Genomic DNA, 16563 nt, shown 5'->3' with positions numbered 1-16563 from the left:
GCTATCCTGTGAACATGAGTACAAAAATATACTAGTCAGTAGGCGAATCTTTGTGCATAATGCCCGCAAGACCGCAAAGATATGCGTCGCAGTAGGAGATGACCGTGGCAGACGTGATCCCGAGCCAGATGACCTTCACCGTCACCGAGCGCGTGACGATGGGCAAGCCCGCGAGCGAGGCGGTGCGCGAGCAAGCCGAGGCGATGGGGGCAAAGCGGGTCTTCCTGCTCACCTCCGAAACGCTCCGCCGCGAAACCGATGAGATCGCCAACATCGAAGCGGCACTTGGCGATCGTTATGCTGGCACGCATAGCGGTATTGCCTCCCACGCGCCGCGCTCGCACGTCCTCGCCGCCGCCGAGGCCGCGCGCGCGGTCGATGCCGATCTGATCGTCGGCATCGGCGGCGGATCGGTGATCGACGCGGGCAAGATCATCCCGCTGCTGCTCAAGCATAACGTCCGCACGGTCGAGGATTTCGAGCCGCTGCGCACCTATGTCGACCCCGACGGCAACGTCATCAATCCGGTTAAGGTCGGGCCGGACATCCGCACCATCTGCGTGCCGACCACGCTGTCGGGTGGTGAATTCAACGCTTTGTCGGGTTCGACCGACGAAGTGACGATGCACAAGCAGGGCTATGAGCATCGCAGCATGGCGCCGATCATGGTCGTGCTCGATCCGGCGATGACGGTCCACACGCCGGAATGGCTGTGGCTGTCCACCGGGGTGCGCTCGGTCGATCATGCGGTCGAAACGCTCGGTTCCAAAATGTCGAACGATTTCGCCGACGGCCTCGCCGACAATGCGCTGCGCCTGCTGGTCGAGGGTCTGTCGCGCACCAAGGCGAACCCGCACGACATGGCCGGGCGGCTAAAGTGCCAGATCGGCGCGTGGCAATCGATGATCTCGATCATCGGCGGCGTGCCGATGGGCGCGAGCCATGCGATCGGCCACATTCTGGGCGGCACCTGCAATGTCCCGCACGGCCATTGTTCGTGCGTGATGGCGCCATACGTGCTCGATTGGAATGCCGAGCATGACAACAGCCGTCAGCACCGCATCAACGCCTGTCTGCGCAACACCCATGCAACCGCAGGCGCGAGCCTCGACGCGTTCATTCGCTCGCTCGGCATGCCGCGCACCCTAGGGGAGGTCGGCGTCACCGAAGACCGCTTCCGGCAGATCGCGGAATATACCATGCTCGACATCTGGGGTCGGACGAACCCGCGTCCGGTGACCCAGCCTGCCGACATCATGGAAATTCTCAGAAGGGCCGCATGACAAAATCCAGCGCCGCCGCCAGGACTCCGCCGGTTTCCGAACAAAGCGCCCGGGAAATCAAACCCGGCGTCGTAGCGTTCAAACGCGCGCGGATCCTCGAGGAAGCCAGCGCCCTGTTCTATGAAAAGGGCTATGAATTGGCGACGCTGGAAATGCTCGCCGACCGCCTGAGCGCGACCAAGCCGTTCCTCTACACCTACTTCAAGAGCAAGAGTGCGATCCTGAGTGCGATCTGCGAGGCCGGCGTGCAGGAATTGCTCGCCGCGCTCGACCGGATCGAGGAAATCGAGCGGCAACCGATCGAGCAGCTGAAGGCCAGCCTGCGCGAGGTCGCGGAGATCATCGTCAAGCGGCACGAATATCTCGTCATCTATCAGCGCGAGATGATGAACCTCGATCGGACCGATGCGCAGCGCATCCTGCGGCTGCGCCACGAATTCGATCTGCGCATCGGCAAACTCATCGAGGATTGCGTGCGCGACGGATCGGTGAGCGTCGACAATGCCGCGGCGATGTCGGTGTGGATCGGCGGGCTGCTGAGCTGGATCATCCATTGCTATCGTCCGGGCAGCAAACGCTCCGCCGAGACGGTCGTCGATCAGGCGGTCGAAGCCTGTCTGCGGCTCGTCGGGCTGGCGTGACGGCTGAGCGCGTTCGGACTTTTCGGGAGGCAGATACCGTGACGACGACCTTGGCGCGTCCGCGCGACTTTAGCGATCCGCGCATTCCCAATCGCGATGAATGCGTGCTGCGTTATCTAGTCGATCGCTGGGCGAGCGAGCGGCCCGACAAGACGCACGTCATCTTCGAAGATGGCGAGGAATGGAGCTATGCCGAGCTGCGCCGCCGCGTCGTCGACAAGGCGGCGGGCCTGCAACAGCTCGGCGTGCGGCAAGGCGATTATGTCGCGGCCTGGCTGCCGAGCGGGCGCGATGCGCTGATCGCTTTCTATGCGATCAATTATCTCGGTGCGATCTTCGTACCGTTCAACACCGCGTACCGCGGCAATTTGCTGGCGCATGTCGTCGCCAATTCGGGTGCGAAGGTGATGATCGTCCACCCCGATCTGGTCGAGCGGCTGGGCGAGATCGATCTCGCCGCTCTCGAACAATTAGTGATCGTAACGGGCGGCCCGGTACCCGATGTGGGGCTGCCAAGCGTGCGTTTCGACGCGATCGGCGGCGGTGCGCTCGTCCCGCTGGAACGCCCGATCGAGCCGTGGGACATCCAGTCGATCATCTACACCTCCGGCACGACCGGCCCGTCGAAGGGCGTGTTGTCCTCCTATCTCCATATGTTTTCGAACGCTGGGCCTGAATCCTGGCCGATGGTGGGGGAAAACGATCGCTATATGTGCGTCGCGCCGATCTTCCACATCGGCGGCATGGGGCCGCCGTTCGTGATGCTGGCGCGCGGCGCGTCGGTGGCGCTGATCGAATCCTTCTCGACCGATCGCTTCTGGGAAATCGCTCGGCAGACCAAGGCCACGGTCGTGTTCCTGCTGGGCGTGATGGCGACCTTCCTGATGAAACGCGAACCGTCGCCCGAGGACCGCAACCACAGCGTACGCGCCGCCTTCATGGTGCCGCTGACCGATGACGCGCCGGCCTTCACCGAACGCTTCGGCATCGACATCTACACGATCTTCAACATGACCGAGATTTCCTCGCCGATCGTGTCGGAGGCCAATCCGGTCAAGCGCGGCACGTGCGGCAAGGTGCGGCCGCATGTCGAGGTGCGGCTGGTCAATCGCAACGATTGCGAAGTACCGGTCGGCGAAATCGGCGAGATGCTGGTGCGGACCGATCGGCCGTGGGCGATGAACAGCGGCTATAATCGCAACCCGGAAGCAACCGCCGAGGCGTGGCGCAATGGCTGGTTCCACACCGGCGACGCCTTCCGCCGTGACGAGGACGGCTATTATTATTTCGTCGACCGGGTGAAGGACGCCATCCGCCGCCGGGGCGAGAACATCTCGTCTTTCGAGGTTGAGGTCGAGGTCTGCGCCCACCCGGACGTGCGCGAGGCGGCAGCGATCGCGGTGCCGAGCGAGTTTTCCGAGGATGAAGTGATGGTGGTGGTCGCCCCAGTACCTGGGCGGACGATCGACCACGAGTTGCTGGCGGTATTCCTGATCGAACGGATGCCCTATTTCATGGTGCCACGGTATCTGCGCATCCTCCCCGAATTGCCCAAGACGCCGTCGGCCAAGGTGCTGAAGGGCGATCTGCGCAAGGAGGGCGTCACGCCTGACACCTGGGACCGCGAAAAGGCCGGGATGCGCGTACGGCGCGAAGTGTTTTCGGGCTGAATTACAAGGCGGTCGAGCCATTGCGATTGACTTGATATACCGGTGAGTAGATATTTGATATTAACGGTAATGGCGCCGCGTTAAGCGGGCGTCGAGAGGATGATGACGGCGATGCAAGCCACCGGCTCCGACCACGGCCTACTCCCGGGCGAAACGCTCGATCTTGCCTTGCTGCGTCAGGGGGTGGAGGAAGCGAATATCCCGGCGCTGCTGCTGTGCCTCATTCAACTGACAGATGATGCGCGCTGGATGCAGGACCCGTTCGTGCCCCGCCGCGGGCGCGGGTTGGACGACAATGACAGCGGTGGCTTTAGCGACGACCTGCAACGCACGATCCGCGACGCCGCCTATGACGCAATCCTCGCCTGGTCCAACGGCGCACCGTTCGCGCTGCCGCGCCCGACCAATGCGCGGCTGGCCGAGATGCTCGGGCTGGCGATGAGCGAGCCGGTGCCCGAGGAGTATGGCGATGTCGTCGCTTTCTCGATGCAGTTCGACACACCGCCCCCGCCCGCAGTGGCCAAGCGCCCGTTAAAGGCGATCGTCATCGGCGGCGGCATTTCCGGCATGTGCGCCGGGATCGAGCTTAGCCGCGCGGGGATCGACTATGTGATCTTCGAGAAGAATGATGATTTTGGCGGAACGTGGTGGGAAAACCGCTATCCCGGTTGCGGCGTCGACACGCCCAACCTGACCTACACTTTCTCATGCAAACCCGCCGATTGGGAGCATTATTTCCCGCTGCAGGGGGAGATCGAGGCCTATCTGCTGGAGACGGCGCGCAGCTTCGGCCTGTACGACCATGCGAGCTTCGGCACCAAGGTTGATCGCGCGGAGTGGATCGCTGCCGAGAGCAAATGGCGCGTCACCACCACCGACGGCGGCGGCCATAGCGAAACGCACGAGGCCGATATCGTGATGAGCGCGGTCGGCATCCTCAACATCCCGAAATACCCGCACATCCCCGGTCTCGACAGCTTTACCGGCGAGGTGCTGCACACCTCTAACTGGCGCGACGATGTCGATCTGACCGGTAAGCGCGTCGCAGTGATCGGCAATGGCGCGTCGGGGATGCAGGTCGCCCCCGCGATCGCCGATCAGGTCGCCGAAATGACGATCTTCGCGCGCTCGAAGCAGTGGATTGCGCCCTTCCCGCAGTTTCGCAAGCCAGTGCCCGAGGGTGTGCGCTACCTGATGCGCGTCTTCCCGCTGTACCGCCGCTGGGTCGAACAGCGCCTGTCCTGGACCTTCAACGATCGCGTCCACGGCACGCTGACCCGCGATCCGGAGTGGAGCGACCCGAGCCGTTCGATCAACGCGGTCAATGACGGGCACCGCCAGTTCTTCACGCGCTATTATGAGGAGCAATTGGGCGACCGGCAGGATCTGCTGCCGCTGGTGCTGCCCGATTATCCGCCTTTCCTGAAACGCATGCTGCTCGACAATGGCTGGTTCCGCACCTTGCGCAAACCGCATGTCCGCCTGATCCCCGAACATCTCGCGGAGGTGCGTGGCGACACGCTGGTCGCGGCATCGGGCGAAGAGGTGCAGGCCGACGCGATCATCCTGGCGACCGGCTTCCAGACGACCAATGTACTCGGTTCCTATGAGGTGATCGGTCGCGACGGGCTGGTGCTGCGCGAAGTGTGGGACGGCGACAATGCCGCGGCCTATCTCGGCACGCTGGTGCCCGGCTTCCCGAATTTCTTCATTTTGTTGGGCCCGAATGTCGGTGCCGGACATGGCGGCAGCATGATCCGCAACATCGAGAACCAGGCGCACTATGCGATGCGGATCATCGATTCGCTGCTGGAACATGACGCCGCCTCGGTCGAGGTGCGCGAGGATGTGTATCGCAGTTACGTCGCCAAGCTCGACGCCGCGCATGAAAAGCTCGTGTGGACGCATCCGGGCGCGGAGAATTGGTACCGCAATTCGCGCGGCCGCATCATCGCGATTACGCCGTGGCGCAACGACGCCTTCTGGCGAATGACGCGCGCGGCTGACCCGGAAGACCTGGCCTTCGCCACCGCAGGACACTGACTCCGCCGCAACACGGGAGAGAGGATACCATGACCGACGTCGCCGAAATCACACCGTTCGACCCGTCGCTGCCGGAACTCATCACCGATCCCTATCCGCTGTTCGGCCGCATTCGCGAAAACGACCCGTTCCATCGCGCGCTGCCCGGTTATTGGGTGGTGTCGCGCCATGAACATGTCCGCGACGTGCTGATGAATCGCAAGGATTTCGGCACCGGCGATTTTTCCGAAAACCTCAAGCTGTTCTACGGCCCCGATTTCGACGTGCTGGCCAATTCCGGCTATCGCTGGCTGTCCGAGGTGTTCATCGCGCAGGACCCGCCGCAGCACACGCGCATCCGCGGGCTCGTTACCGGATCGCTCACCGCAAAGCGCGTCCGCGCGCTCGAACCGCGTATTCGCGAAATCTGCCAGGAACTGACCGACGCCTTCATCGCCGATGGCCGTGCCGAGATGATGACGCAATTCGCCTATCGCCTACCGGTGATGGTGATCTGCGAATTGATGGGGATCGATTACCACACGCCGCAGATGGCCGAGCTGATCGCGGCAATCCCCGAAGCGTTCGTGGTGTTCGAGGCGCGCAAGCTGACCGAGCAGGAACTCGCCACCGCGAACCGCCGGATCGACGAACTGGAGGCGTTCTTCCTCGCCGAATTCGAGGACCGGCTGGCCAATCCGCGCGACGATCTGCTGACCGCGCTCGCGCAGACCGGAGAGACACCCGATGGCCTCAGCGTGCATGAAGCAACCACCGTGGCGATCGCCTTGTTCGGCGCAGGCTTCGAAACCACCGCCAACATCATCGGCAACGGCTTGTACCGCCTGCATTGCCACCCCGACCAATGGGCGCGACTGGTCGCCGATCCGGTCGGGCTGGCGGGCACGACCAATGAGGAGGCGCTGCGCTACGAAAGTTCGCTGGTTGCGACCTATCGCACCGCGCTCAACGACACCGCCATCGACGGCCATCCGGTCAAGGCGGGCGAGCGTGTGCTGGCGCTGGTCGGGGCCGCAAACCGCGACGGCCGCAAGTTTCCCGATCCCGAACGGTTCGATATCGGGCGCGGGGCGGCCGACCATATGTCGTTCGGCGGCGGCATCCATTTCTGCGTCGGCGCCGAACTCGCGCGGATCGAGGGGCGGATCGCGTTCGAACATCTCGCTAACGTGCTGCCCGGCTTAGAGGTCGATCTCGATACGGCGACGTGGCGTGAGAATTTCCTGTTCCGCGGGCTTACCCGGCTCGAGGCACATTGGAACTAGCGGCGATGGTCGCAAAAACCATGCGTGCCCTGACCAGCGACACGCTCGGTCCACCCTACACCTATGCTTTCCGGCAGGTGCCCGCACCACGCCCCGGCGACGGTGAAGTTCGGCTGCGCGTCGAGGCCGTCGCGCTCGGCTACGTCGATGCGTTGATTGCGGCGGGCGGGTATCAGCACAAACCTACGCCGCCCTATGTGCCCGGTGCGGAGATTGTCGGCGTGGTCGACTGGGTCGGCCGCGACGTGCACGATATTGCGCTGGGCCAGCGGGTCGCGAGCTGGCAGTTGCTCGCGGGTGGGGGCCTCGCCGACCATGTCATCGCACCCGCCGCCACGCTGGTGGCGCTGCCCGATCAACTGTCGTCGCCGGTCGCCGCATCGATGCTGCTCGATCATCTGACCGCCTGGTACGCACTGTTCGATCGCGGCGCGCTGAAGCCGGGCGAAACCGTGCTCGTGCTGGGCGCTGGCGGCGGCATCGGCAGCGCCGCCGTGCAGCTCGCAGCGAACGCCGGCGCGCGTGTCATCGCTGCGGCCGGGACGGCGCACAAGCGCGATTATGCCACCACGCTGGGTGCCGATTTCGCCATCGATTACGGGGCGGCGGATTGGCGCGACACGCTGCGCGAACGACTCGGGCGCGGCGTCGACATCGTGTTCGATCCCGTCGGCGGCGAGAGCTTCGAGCCGGCCTTCCGCTCGCTCGCCAAAGGTGGACGGCACCTCATCCTGGGCTTCGCCGGGGGGGCGATTCCGAAACTGCCTGCGAACCTGCCGCTGTTGAAAAACGGCGCGCTGATCGGTGTCGATGCGCGCCATCTGTTCGAGGCGGACAATGGGCGCGCCCGCGCCATCTGGGAGGAAATCTTCATGCACGCCGCCGATGGCCGTTTGCCACCGCGCCTGCTCTGGCCCTTCCCCTTTGCCGAGGCCCCCGCTGCCTTCGCTGCGCTGAACCAGCGCGAGGCGGTCGGCAAGATCGTTGTCGCGTCGTGAAGTGCAACGACAAGCGGTAAAAAGGCGCCCCTGCCCCATTCGCGCAACGTCACTATCGCGGCCGCATCCCTAGCGCACCTAATAGGTTAAATTTCCCGCGCTCACCAGCCTCGCTCTCCGCACGCATCTACAATGACGCAATCGAAGAGCATCCGAGGAACAGGCTTGTGAAGATCGCGTTGTTGATTTCAGTCGCATGTGTGGCGTTGGCAGTACCGGCCTATGCCGAGACGCCAGCCAACCCTGCGATTTCCGACGAGGGTCATGATGCTGGCGGTGACGTCGGGCAAAAGCCAAGCGGAGCGTCGAAAAAGGCGGTCTTTTCCACCGGCGTTGCCAAGGGTCGCGATCTCCTCGACAGCGCCATCTCGACCAGTGCGCTGGGCGACGACCGCATTCGGCAGACCAGTGCGCGCACTTTAGGCGAAGTGCTGCGCAGCGTCCCCGGTATCCGCGTCGAGGATCTGGGTGACGGCGGGTTCGCCAATTATACAATTCGCGGCCTTCCCTTGGCGGGCAGCGGATCGAAATGGCTCCAGTTTCAAGAAGATGGCTTGCCCGTTCTCGAATTCGGCGATCTTAGTAGCCTGACCAATGACATGCTGATCCGGCCCGATCTGGGCCTTGCCCGGATCGAATCGATTCGCGGCGGATCAGCATCCACATTCGCCTCCAACTCGCCCGGCGGCGTGATCAACTTCATTTCGAAGACTGGCGAAGACGAAGGCGGCGCGATTCAGCTCAGCACCGGGTTGGTCGATTATGACAGCAAGCGCGCCGATTTCGAATATGGTACGCACGTTTCGAACACGCTGCGGTTCCACATCGGTGGCTATTATCGCAGCGGCGCGGGCGCGCGCGATGCCGGGGCCAATGCGTTTCGCGGGGGCCAGGTAAAACTGAACGTGACGCGTGATTTTGCCAATGGCTATGTCCGCCTGTACGCAAAATTTCTGGACGACCGACAAGCGTCTTACACCAACGGTCCGATGCGCGTGACCGGCAGCGACGCGGACCCGACCTATACGCCAATCGCCAATTTCGACCCGCGGCACGATAACACGATCTCGAAATATTTCCCCAACCCGATCGGCACCGGCGTCGCCCCGCGGATCCTTCGAAGCGACCTATCGCAGGCGTGGCGAATCAAATCGAACGCAATCGGCCTTGAGGCGAAGTTCGACATCGCCTCCTGGACGTTCATGAACCGACTGCGCTTCAGCAGCAATTCGAGCGCGGCGGGCGGCAGCCGACCGATTCTCGTTGCGCCTGCGACGACGATCGCGACGATCTTCGGCGGCCCCGGCGCGCAGTTCGTTTATGCGACTGGCCCAAAAACCGGCCAGATCGTTACCAATCCCGCGGCGCTGAACGGCAACGGGCTCGTCGGCTACTCGGCGGCCAACATCGTCGACAGCCCGCAGGCAGACTATTTCGTCAACGATTTCCGCGCGTCGCGCGTCTGGAAGGTTGGTGGCGGCGATCTTACGTTGACTGGCGGCGTATATAAAGCGCTGCAGAACTTCACGTCGATCCTGTCACTCAGCACGGCGTTTCAGGATTTCGCAGGGCCGGACTCGGCCCTGCTCGACCTGCGCACTGCGGGCGGCACCACGCTGAGCCAGGGCGGGATCGCCGCGTATAGCGTGTGGCCATCGACAGTTATCGGCAATCGCTATTCCGACGTCGACTACGATATCACCGCGCCTTACGGCTCGATCAACTTCCACAAGGGACGGCTGACGATCGGCGGCAGCCTGCGGTACGATAGCGGCAAGGTAACGGGACAACGCTTCGGCAGCGAACTGCGCGGAAATCGTGTCGCTGTGCGCCCGATCGACGTAAACGGCGACGGCGTGATCAGCATTCCGGAGCAATTTGCCGACGGCATTTCCGGTGATATGCCGGGGCTGGTCGACTATTCCTACAACTACCTCAGCTATTCGGTGGGTGTGAACTTCCGCGTCTCTGACCGGTTCGCGGCCTTCGCACGTTACAGCAAGGGCGCACGCGCCCTTGCGGATTCGATATACTTCACGCCCCTGTTGAGCACGGTCACCGGCAAGCCGACCAACAGCAAGGACACCTATAACCCGGTGCGCCAGGCCGAGGCCGGGGTGAAGTTCCGTACCGACGCGCTTACCCTCAATCTCACCGGTTTCGTCGCCAACACAACGGAGCAGAACTTCCAGATCATTACCGGCGCCGACGGACGCCTGACGGTACAACCGTTCAATCGTTCGTACCGTGCCTATGGTGCCGAGTTCGAAGGGAGCTATCAGCGTGGGCCGTTCAGCCTGACAGCCTCGGCAACCTATACCCATGCCGAAATCAAGAGCGACAGCACCGATGCGACCTTGGCCGGCAACACCCCGCGTCACCAGCCCAAGCTCATCGTCCAAGCGATGCCGGTCATCGATTTCGGCCCCGTCGCCTTCGGGTCGACGCTGGTCTACACGGGCTCGAGCTACGCGCAGGACGTGAACAAGCTGAAGATGCCGGCCTTCACCACCGTGAACGCCTTCATCGAATATCGCCCGATCGACCGCGTCACGGTGTCGATCAACGGCAGCAACGTGTTCAACGCGCTCGGGGTCATCGATGTCTCGCAAGGAACGCTTCCCGCGGATGGGATTGTCACCCCGCGTGTGATGAACGGGCGCACGATATCGGCGGCGCTACGGTTCAACTTCTGAACTGTGGCAAATACGCAAAACGAGAACGTCCGCACCGGATCGATCCGGTGCGGGCGTTCTCGTATCGGTCAGCGCCTTGGCCGCCGATCAGCGGGGACCGTGTTCCATGATCAACACCGGCTTGATCACGGCGCCTGATTCGGATGCGGCGACGGCTTCGGCTATGTCCGAAAGCGGATAGAGGCGAATCAGCTTTTCGAGCGGCAAGCGGCCCGCGCGGTAATGCGCGATCAGCCGCGGGATGAAGCGCTGTGGATCGATCCCGCCCTCGACGACGCCGACGATCCGGCGCCCCATGCTCATGATCGCCGACAAATCGAGCGGGAGTTTCGGGTCGCCCGGATAAGCGCCAACCAGCGCCAGCGTGCCCCTGAGCGCGAGCTTGTCGATACAGGCCGACACCAGATCGACCGAGCCGGTCGTGTCGACGATATGGTCGAACCCATTGCCCAACTGCGCGAGATCGTCGGCCGCCACGGTCGCGCCGAGCGTTTTGGCGAGCGACAGGCGATGCTGATGCCGGTCGAGCACGACGATGCGACCCGCCCCGGCAATCGCCGCCGCCATCACCGCCGAAAGGCCGACCGCTCCCGCCCCCAGCACCGCGATCGCCTCTCCGGGATGGACGTCGAGCGTCTCCAGCACCGTTCCGGCCCCCGTCTGAACCCCGCAGCCGAGCGGCGCGAGGATTTCCAGCGGAAGATCGCGGTCTATCTTCACGACGTTGCGACTGTATGCCAGCGCATGGGTCGCAAAGGTGGACTGGCCGAAAATGTTGCCGCCGATGGCAACATCACCGCGAGCGATCCCGCCATCGTCCGGGCCGGTCAATCCCATGAAGTTGCGGGGAACGAATTCGACGCAATAGCCCGGCTGATGATCGTGGCATGCGCCGCACCCGCCGCAGCTATCGAAGCTGATGAGAACGTGATCGCCCGGTTGTACGGTATCGACATTGGCGCCGACCGCTTCGACGACGCCGGCACCTTCATGCCCGAAGACGCTGGGGAAACGCACCGGCAAATGCCCGTCACGCATCACCAGATCGGTATGGCACACCCCGCAGGCGCGAATTGCCACCAGGATTTGATCGGGGCCGGGCGGGCCCAGTTCCAACGTTTCGATCCGGAAGTCCGCGCCCGGCGCTTCGACCACCGCTGCCTGCATCGTCGTCATGGCGCGGCGCTCAGAAGTTGAAGCCGATCCGCGCATACCATTCGCGCGGGCGGTTATAGGTGCCGAAGATGATCCCATCGGCCAGATTCGACCCGCCCGATGTCAGGAACCGCTTGTTGGTGATGTTGGTGGCACCCGCCGTCAGCGTCCAGGTATCGCGCGGGTCCTGATAGGTAATGTTGGCATTGAAGATATCGCTCGACGCCCGGCGCAGCAGGAAGGTGCGCTGCGTATCGTTCCACGCGCTGCTGGTGTGCGTGAAATCGCCGAGGAAGACCAACGCGCCACCGTTGCCGAGCGTTTGCTTGTAGCGCGGGCTGATGTTCAGTTTGAAGGTCGGCGTCTTAGGCAAGCTCTGCCCGACCAGCGTCCCAGCCTGAAAGGCGGTGGCGCCACCGACCGCCGCCGCAGCAGGCGAAACCGACGTGTAAACCGCGTCGATATAGCCGATCGCGCTGTTGATGCTGAACCCGTCGAGCGGCTCGGCCACCACTTCGAATTCGACACCGCGGATCCGGGCGTTACCGGCATTGGCGATCGTCGGTGATGTGCCGATCTGGATGTTGAGCTGGATGTCCTTGTAATCGGTGTTGAACGCCGCGGCATTCACCTGCAGCCGGCGATTGAAGAAGGTCGATTTGACGCCGACTTCCCACGTCGTTGCCTTCTCTTCGTTGAAATCGGGCGCGACATTGCCTTGCGGGTTGGTCAGGCGCGTGGTCCAGCCGCCAGTCTTATAGCCTTTCGACCAGCTGCCATAGACCAGCAGGCGCTCGGCGGGATGAAGCTGGATGCCGAGCTTCGGCGCGAAATTGTTGAACGTCTTGCGGTTCTGCCCCGGCACATAGACCTGCACCGGGTTAGCCGGATTGGGAAAGCTCAGCCCCTGCGAACAGGTGATCGGCGCGAGCGGGAACGGGCCGTTGGGGGTGATGTTGCCGTTGGCATCGGAGCAGCCGAAAAGCTTGTAATTGAAGCCGTTCAGTTCCTGCTGCCCGCCGGTGAAGGTCTTCTTTTCATGGGTGTAACGGCCCCCCGCTGTGAAGCTGATCAGGTCGATCGGCTGATAGTCCAGTTGCCCGAAGAAGGCGTAATTTTCCGTGTCCAGCCGGTTCGGGCCGTCGACCTGCACCTGCCCCTCGGCAAAGGTGACATAATCGTGGAGATTGCCGCCTTCCTTGAAATAATACGCGCCGAGCACATAGTTCAGCTTTTTATTGAACAGATTGCCCAACAACTGCAGTTCCTGGCTGACTTGGTACTGGTTGAGCGTGAAGCTGAGCTGCGCGAAGTTCAGCGGCGATCCGTCGGCATCGAGGCCCGCACTCCAATTCACTTCACGGTAAGCGGTGATCGATTTCAGATCGATATTGTGGCCCAGATCGACGTTGATCGTCCCGGCAAGACCCCAGGCCTGCAGATCGGAAAAGCTGTTGCCGGTCGAATAGCTGCGATTGGGATCGTTGGTTATGAAGCGCGAATCCCACGGCAATCGATCGTTCGCCGGATTGCCATCGACATTGACGCTGGCGATCGACGGCAATTGGAAACGCGGGTTGAACTGCGTGCCCGACACCCCGCACAGCGCCTGCGCATTGCGGGCCGCGATTTGCGCAGCGGTCGAGCCGATGCAGAAATTGTAGAGGCCGGCGAAGTTGAAGCCGGTCGTGCCGGTCGGATCGAACGCCGTGCCCGGCAGGTTTGCCGTGCCCGCGAAATTGCCCGGCACGTTCGGAAAAATCCCGATCACGCTGTTGGCCGAGGTGCCGCGATCCTTGGTGTAATCCCCTGCCAACATCACCGAAATGCCGCTGCCGTTGCTCCATTTCAACTTGCCGCGGATGCTGGAGGTGTTGGCAGCGCCTTCGTTCTGCGCAGAGGCGTAATCGGCCGCGGAGAAATTGGTGAAGGACGGCGCGTAGTTCGCCCGCTGATCCGGGAACGGAACGCGCTTCAGGAAACCATCCTGCCGCTTCACGTTGAACGTGATCGACGACCGCAGATTCTCGGTAATGGGCAGATCGACCGAGCCGCGGCCCTGAAACAGATTATACTGGCCCGTCGTGAAATCGCCGCGCACCTTGAACGTGCTGGCCGGATCGCGCGTGACGATCGAGATCGCGCCGCCAATCGTGTTGCGACCGAACAGCGTCCCCTGCGGTCCTTTCAGAATTTCGATCCGCTCGACATCGAGCAGATCCTGATTGGCACCGACGGTGCGCGCCAGATAGACGCCGTCCAGATACACACCCACGCCCGGATCGATATTGAACGCGAAGTCGTCCGATCCGATGCCGCGAATATAGGCCGCGAGGACCGACGTGGAGGCGGAAAAGGGCGTTCCGGCGTCCAGATTGACGTTCGGGGTCAACGCCGACAATTGCGAGATGTTCTGAACCGCGCGCTCCTTCAGCGCGTCGGCCGTAAAGGCGGAGATGGCGATCGGCACGTCTTGGACGTTCTGGGCGCGCTTCTGCGCAGTGACCACGATGTCTTCGATGCCGCTATCCTGCGCGGCGGGCGGGGCACTCGGGCTTGGCGCAGCGGTCTGGGCGAAAGCTGGCGACGCCATGACAGCCGTCGACAGAAGGAGCATGGGTACAGCAGACTTGCGCATCAGATCATCCCCTCAGATTACCGCCGTTTTTATCGGTCTGGGGGACAATCTACGGGCGCCCTGTCTGCCTGTCTTGGATTGGAGCGAACCGGCCAAGTGGACGCGCGCGAACCGCGTCGCGGTCAGGATTGCGTCGATTTGGCGCGCCATTCGCTGGGGGTCAGGCCGTAGCATCGCCGGAAACAGCGGCTGAAAAAGGCCGAATCGCTGAATCCGACATCAAAGGCGATAGCGGTGATGCTTTGGTGCAGATCCGCCGAAAGCCGGTCGGCGGCGCGCGCCAGGCGTTGTTCGGTGATATAGGCCGTGGGCGTCTGCCGCGTGTAACGGGCGAAGGATTTTTGCACCGCGCGCGGGCTCAATCCCGTCGCCTCGGAAATCATCGCGGTGCTCAAGTCCGGGTCGTCCAGATGGCGGCGGGCGAACTGTACCGGGCTTTCCGATGTCGAGTCCTGGCCACGCCCCTGCACCGCTGCGCGGCAGGCAATTTCCGCCGCGGTGACGACCAAGGCATCGATGCCGTCGCCCAGCTCCGTAATCCGTTTGCGCTGCATCCATAGCGATTCGACCATCTGGCTGAGAAAGCCGACATTGGGATCACGCCGGGAGAGCAGCAGCCCGTGCCAATCGGCTGCCTTGGCATCGATCTCGATCAGCGACTTGGGGATTTCGAGAATCAGGCAGTCGTTATGGTCGGAAATATCGAGCGAATATGGCTGTGAATCATCCACCACGATGATGTCGCCAACCGCGCCGCAAGCATGTCCGCGATCCCGCGCGAACGTCATGCGACCGTGGCGCTGGGCGTGCAGGACGATCATCGATTCGCGATTCCCATCGCCCGATCGACGGACGCGGGCCTGCTCGCTACGCGCCCGCGCGATTCCGATCCGGCCGAGCGAAAAGCGCGCGAGATCGGCCCTGATCTCGTCATGCACATCGGCGACCATGCCCGGAAAGGCCTGTGCGACAAGACCGCGCCAATAGCGCGCGCGCGTGCCCGGCGGCACCGCCAAGGTCGAGTAGGTTTCCAGCCCGCGCACCGGATTCACGGAAAGATGGCTCATCTTGCACCCCCTCAACTGCTGGGCCTGATCTGCGCGCCATTTTTATGGTCGTTTTCGCGCAAAGCGGCCGGACGATTGTATGCCAGGCGTACCAATTGAGCAAGCGCCGCGCCGGGTGGCGCCAGATCGCGCTTGTCAGCCCCGGATCGGTCGCTATGTATCCTTAGGATACAGTTTTGGTCTCACCGCTCCCTGCGGCGCCGCCCGTCAGATGATGGGTGGCGGCGAAGACTGAAGCGTTCACCAGCGGAGATTTGAAGATGACGGAAGAGGATGTCGTATCGGTCCGGGTCGAGGATGGGATCGCCTGGGTCTATTTCGCGCGCCCGGAGAAGCGCAACGCGATGAGCCCGCGGCTGAACCGGCGCATGATGGACGTACTGGACGAACTGGAATTCCGCGACGATGTCGGCGTGCTGGTGCTGGGCGGCGAAGGCACGGCCTGGTCGGCCGGCATGGATTTGAAGGAATATTTTCGCGAGACCGAGGCGCAGGGCTTGCAGGGCGTGCGGCGATCGCAGCGCGAAAGCTATGGCTGGTTCCGGCGGCTCCGCTGGTTCCAGAAGCCGACGATCGCGATGGTCAATGGCTGGTGCTTCGGCGGCGGGTTCGGGCCGCTGTTCGCCTGCGACCTGGCGATTACCGCCGATGAGGCGAAATTCGGCCTGTCGGAAATCAACTGGGGCATCCTGCCCGGTGGCGGGGTGACCAAGGTGGTGGTCGATCTGCTGTCGATGCGCGATGCGATGTGGATGACGCTGACCGGGGAGCTGATCGACGGCAAGCAGGCCGCCGCGTGGAAGCTGGTCAACGAGAGCGTGCCGCTCGACCGGCTCGAAGCGCGCACGCGCGAGGTCGCCGAGATCCTGCTCAAGAAGAACCCTGTCGCGTTGAAATTCGCGAAGGATGCGGTCCGCCGCGTCGGCACGATGACCTATGACGAGGCCGAGGATTATCTGGTCCGGATGCAGGAAGCCGCCAACTTCCACGACAAGACCGAAGGGCGCAAGGAAGGCATCCGCCAGTTCATCGATGAAAAGAGCTACAAGCCCGGCCTTGGCGCTTATGACAAGTCGGCCGTCGGCGGCTGAACCGTCTGGGCGGCAC

At 63.0% G+C, this 16563-nt stretch carries 11 protein-coding genes; 8 read left to right on the top strand and 3 right to left on the bottom strand.

All coding sequences use genetic code 11. From position 1 onward, the window contains the following. The first annotated feature begins 104 nt into the window (after positions 1–104). The 7 genes from AB5I39_RS10600 to AB5I39_RS10570 all read left to right on the top strand — a co-directional run bounded on the left by AB5I39_RS10600 (position 105) and on the right by AB5I39_RS10570 (position 10596). Positions 105–1283: an iron-containing alcohol dehydrogenase gene (locus AB5I39_RS10600; RefSeq protein ID WP_404366305.1), complete on the top strand. Its 1179-nt coding sequence runs from the start codon at positions 105–107 to the stop codon at positions 1281–1283. Then, positions 1280–1924 carry a TetR/AcrR family transcriptional regulator gene (locus AB5I39_RS10595; protein WP_404366302.1) on the top strand — a complete coding sequence of 215 codons (645 nt, stop codon included), beginning with the start codon at positions 1280–1282 and terminating at the stop codon, positions 1922–1924. The genes AB5I39_RS10600 and AB5I39_RS10595 overlap by 4 nt, the downstream gene beginning before the upstream one ends. Positions 1925–1962: 38 nt before the next feature. Beyond that, positions 1963–3594, top strand: a complete 1632-nt coding sequence (locus AB5I39_RS10590; RefSeq protein WP_404366299.1) for an AMP-binding protein — start codon at positions 1963–1965, stop codon at positions 3592–3594. A gap of 102 nt (positions 3595–3696) precedes the next feature. Further along, a complete protein-coding gene (locus tag AB5I39_RS10585) occupies positions 3697–5637 on the top strand; it encodes a flavin-containing monooxygenase (RefSeq protein ID WP_404366296.1) in 1941 nt (646 codons plus the stop codon). Positions 5638–5666: 29 nt separating this feature from the next. After that, positions 5667–6902 (top strand): cytochrome P450, encoded by a 1236-nt coding sequence (locus AB5I39_RS10580; RefSeq protein ID WP_404366293.1) that lies wholly within the window; start codon positions 5667–5669, stop codon positions 6900–6902. A 20-nt stretch (positions 6903–6922) separates the two neighbouring features. Next, positions 6923–7900 carry an NADPH:quinone oxidoreductase family protein gene (locus tag AB5I39_RS10575; RefSeq protein ID WP_404366290.1) on the top strand — a complete coding sequence of 326 codons (978 nt, stop codon included), beginning with the start codon at positions 6923–6925 and terminating at the stop codon, positions 7898–7900. Positions 7901–8100: 200 nt separating this feature from the next. After that, positions 8101–10596, top strand: coding sequence for a TonB-dependent receptor (locus AB5I39_RS10570; RefSeq protein ID WP_404366287.1), 2496 nt, complete (start codon positions 8101–8103; stop codon positions 10594–10596). Between the two features lie 87 nt (positions 10597–10683). Here the strand turns inward: AB5I39_RS10570 and AB5I39_RS10565 are convergent, their stop codons facing one another. From AB5I39_RS10565 to AB5I39_RS10555, 3 genes are all read right to left on the bottom strand, one after another. Continuing rightward, positions 10684–11772 (bottom strand): NAD(P)-dependent alcohol dehydrogenase, encoded by a 1089-nt coding sequence (locus AB5I39_RS10565; RefSeq protein ID WP_404366284.1) that lies wholly within the window; start codon positions 11770–11772, stop codon positions 10684–10686. Positions 11773–11782: 10 nt separating this feature from the next. Further along, on the bottom strand, positions 11783–14344 hold the full coding sequence (locus tag AB5I39_RS10560) for a TonB-dependent receptor (protein WP_404366281.1): 2562 nt from the start codon (positions 14342–14344) through the stop codon (positions 11783–11785). 167 nt (positions 14345–14511) lie between these two features. Next, entirely contained in the window at positions 14512–15456 is a 945-nt protein-coding gene (locus AB5I39_RS10555) for a helix-turn-helix domain-containing protein (RefSeq protein WP_404366278.1), read from the bottom strand. Positions 15457–15716: 260 nt separating this feature from the next. Between AB5I39_RS10555 and AB5I39_RS10550 the strand changes: the two genes are divergently transcribed. Beyond that, positions 15717–16547 carry a p-hydroxycinnamoyl CoA hydratase/lyase gene (locus tag AB5I39_RS10550; RefSeq protein WP_404366275.1) on the top strand — a complete coding sequence of 277 codons (831 nt, stop codon included), beginning with the start codon at positions 15717–15719 and terminating at the stop codon, positions 16545–16547. Positions 16548–16563 lie beyond the last annotated feature (16 nt).

The sequence above is a fragment of the Sphingomonas sp. MMS24-J45 genome, from assembly GCF_044881195.1.
Lineage (GTDB): Bacteria > Pseudomonadota > Alphaproteobacteria > Sphingomonadales > Sphingomonadaceae > Sphingomonas.
Note: the sequence above shows the minus strand (reverse complement) of the source record. Positions and strands in the feature narration are given on the sequence as shown.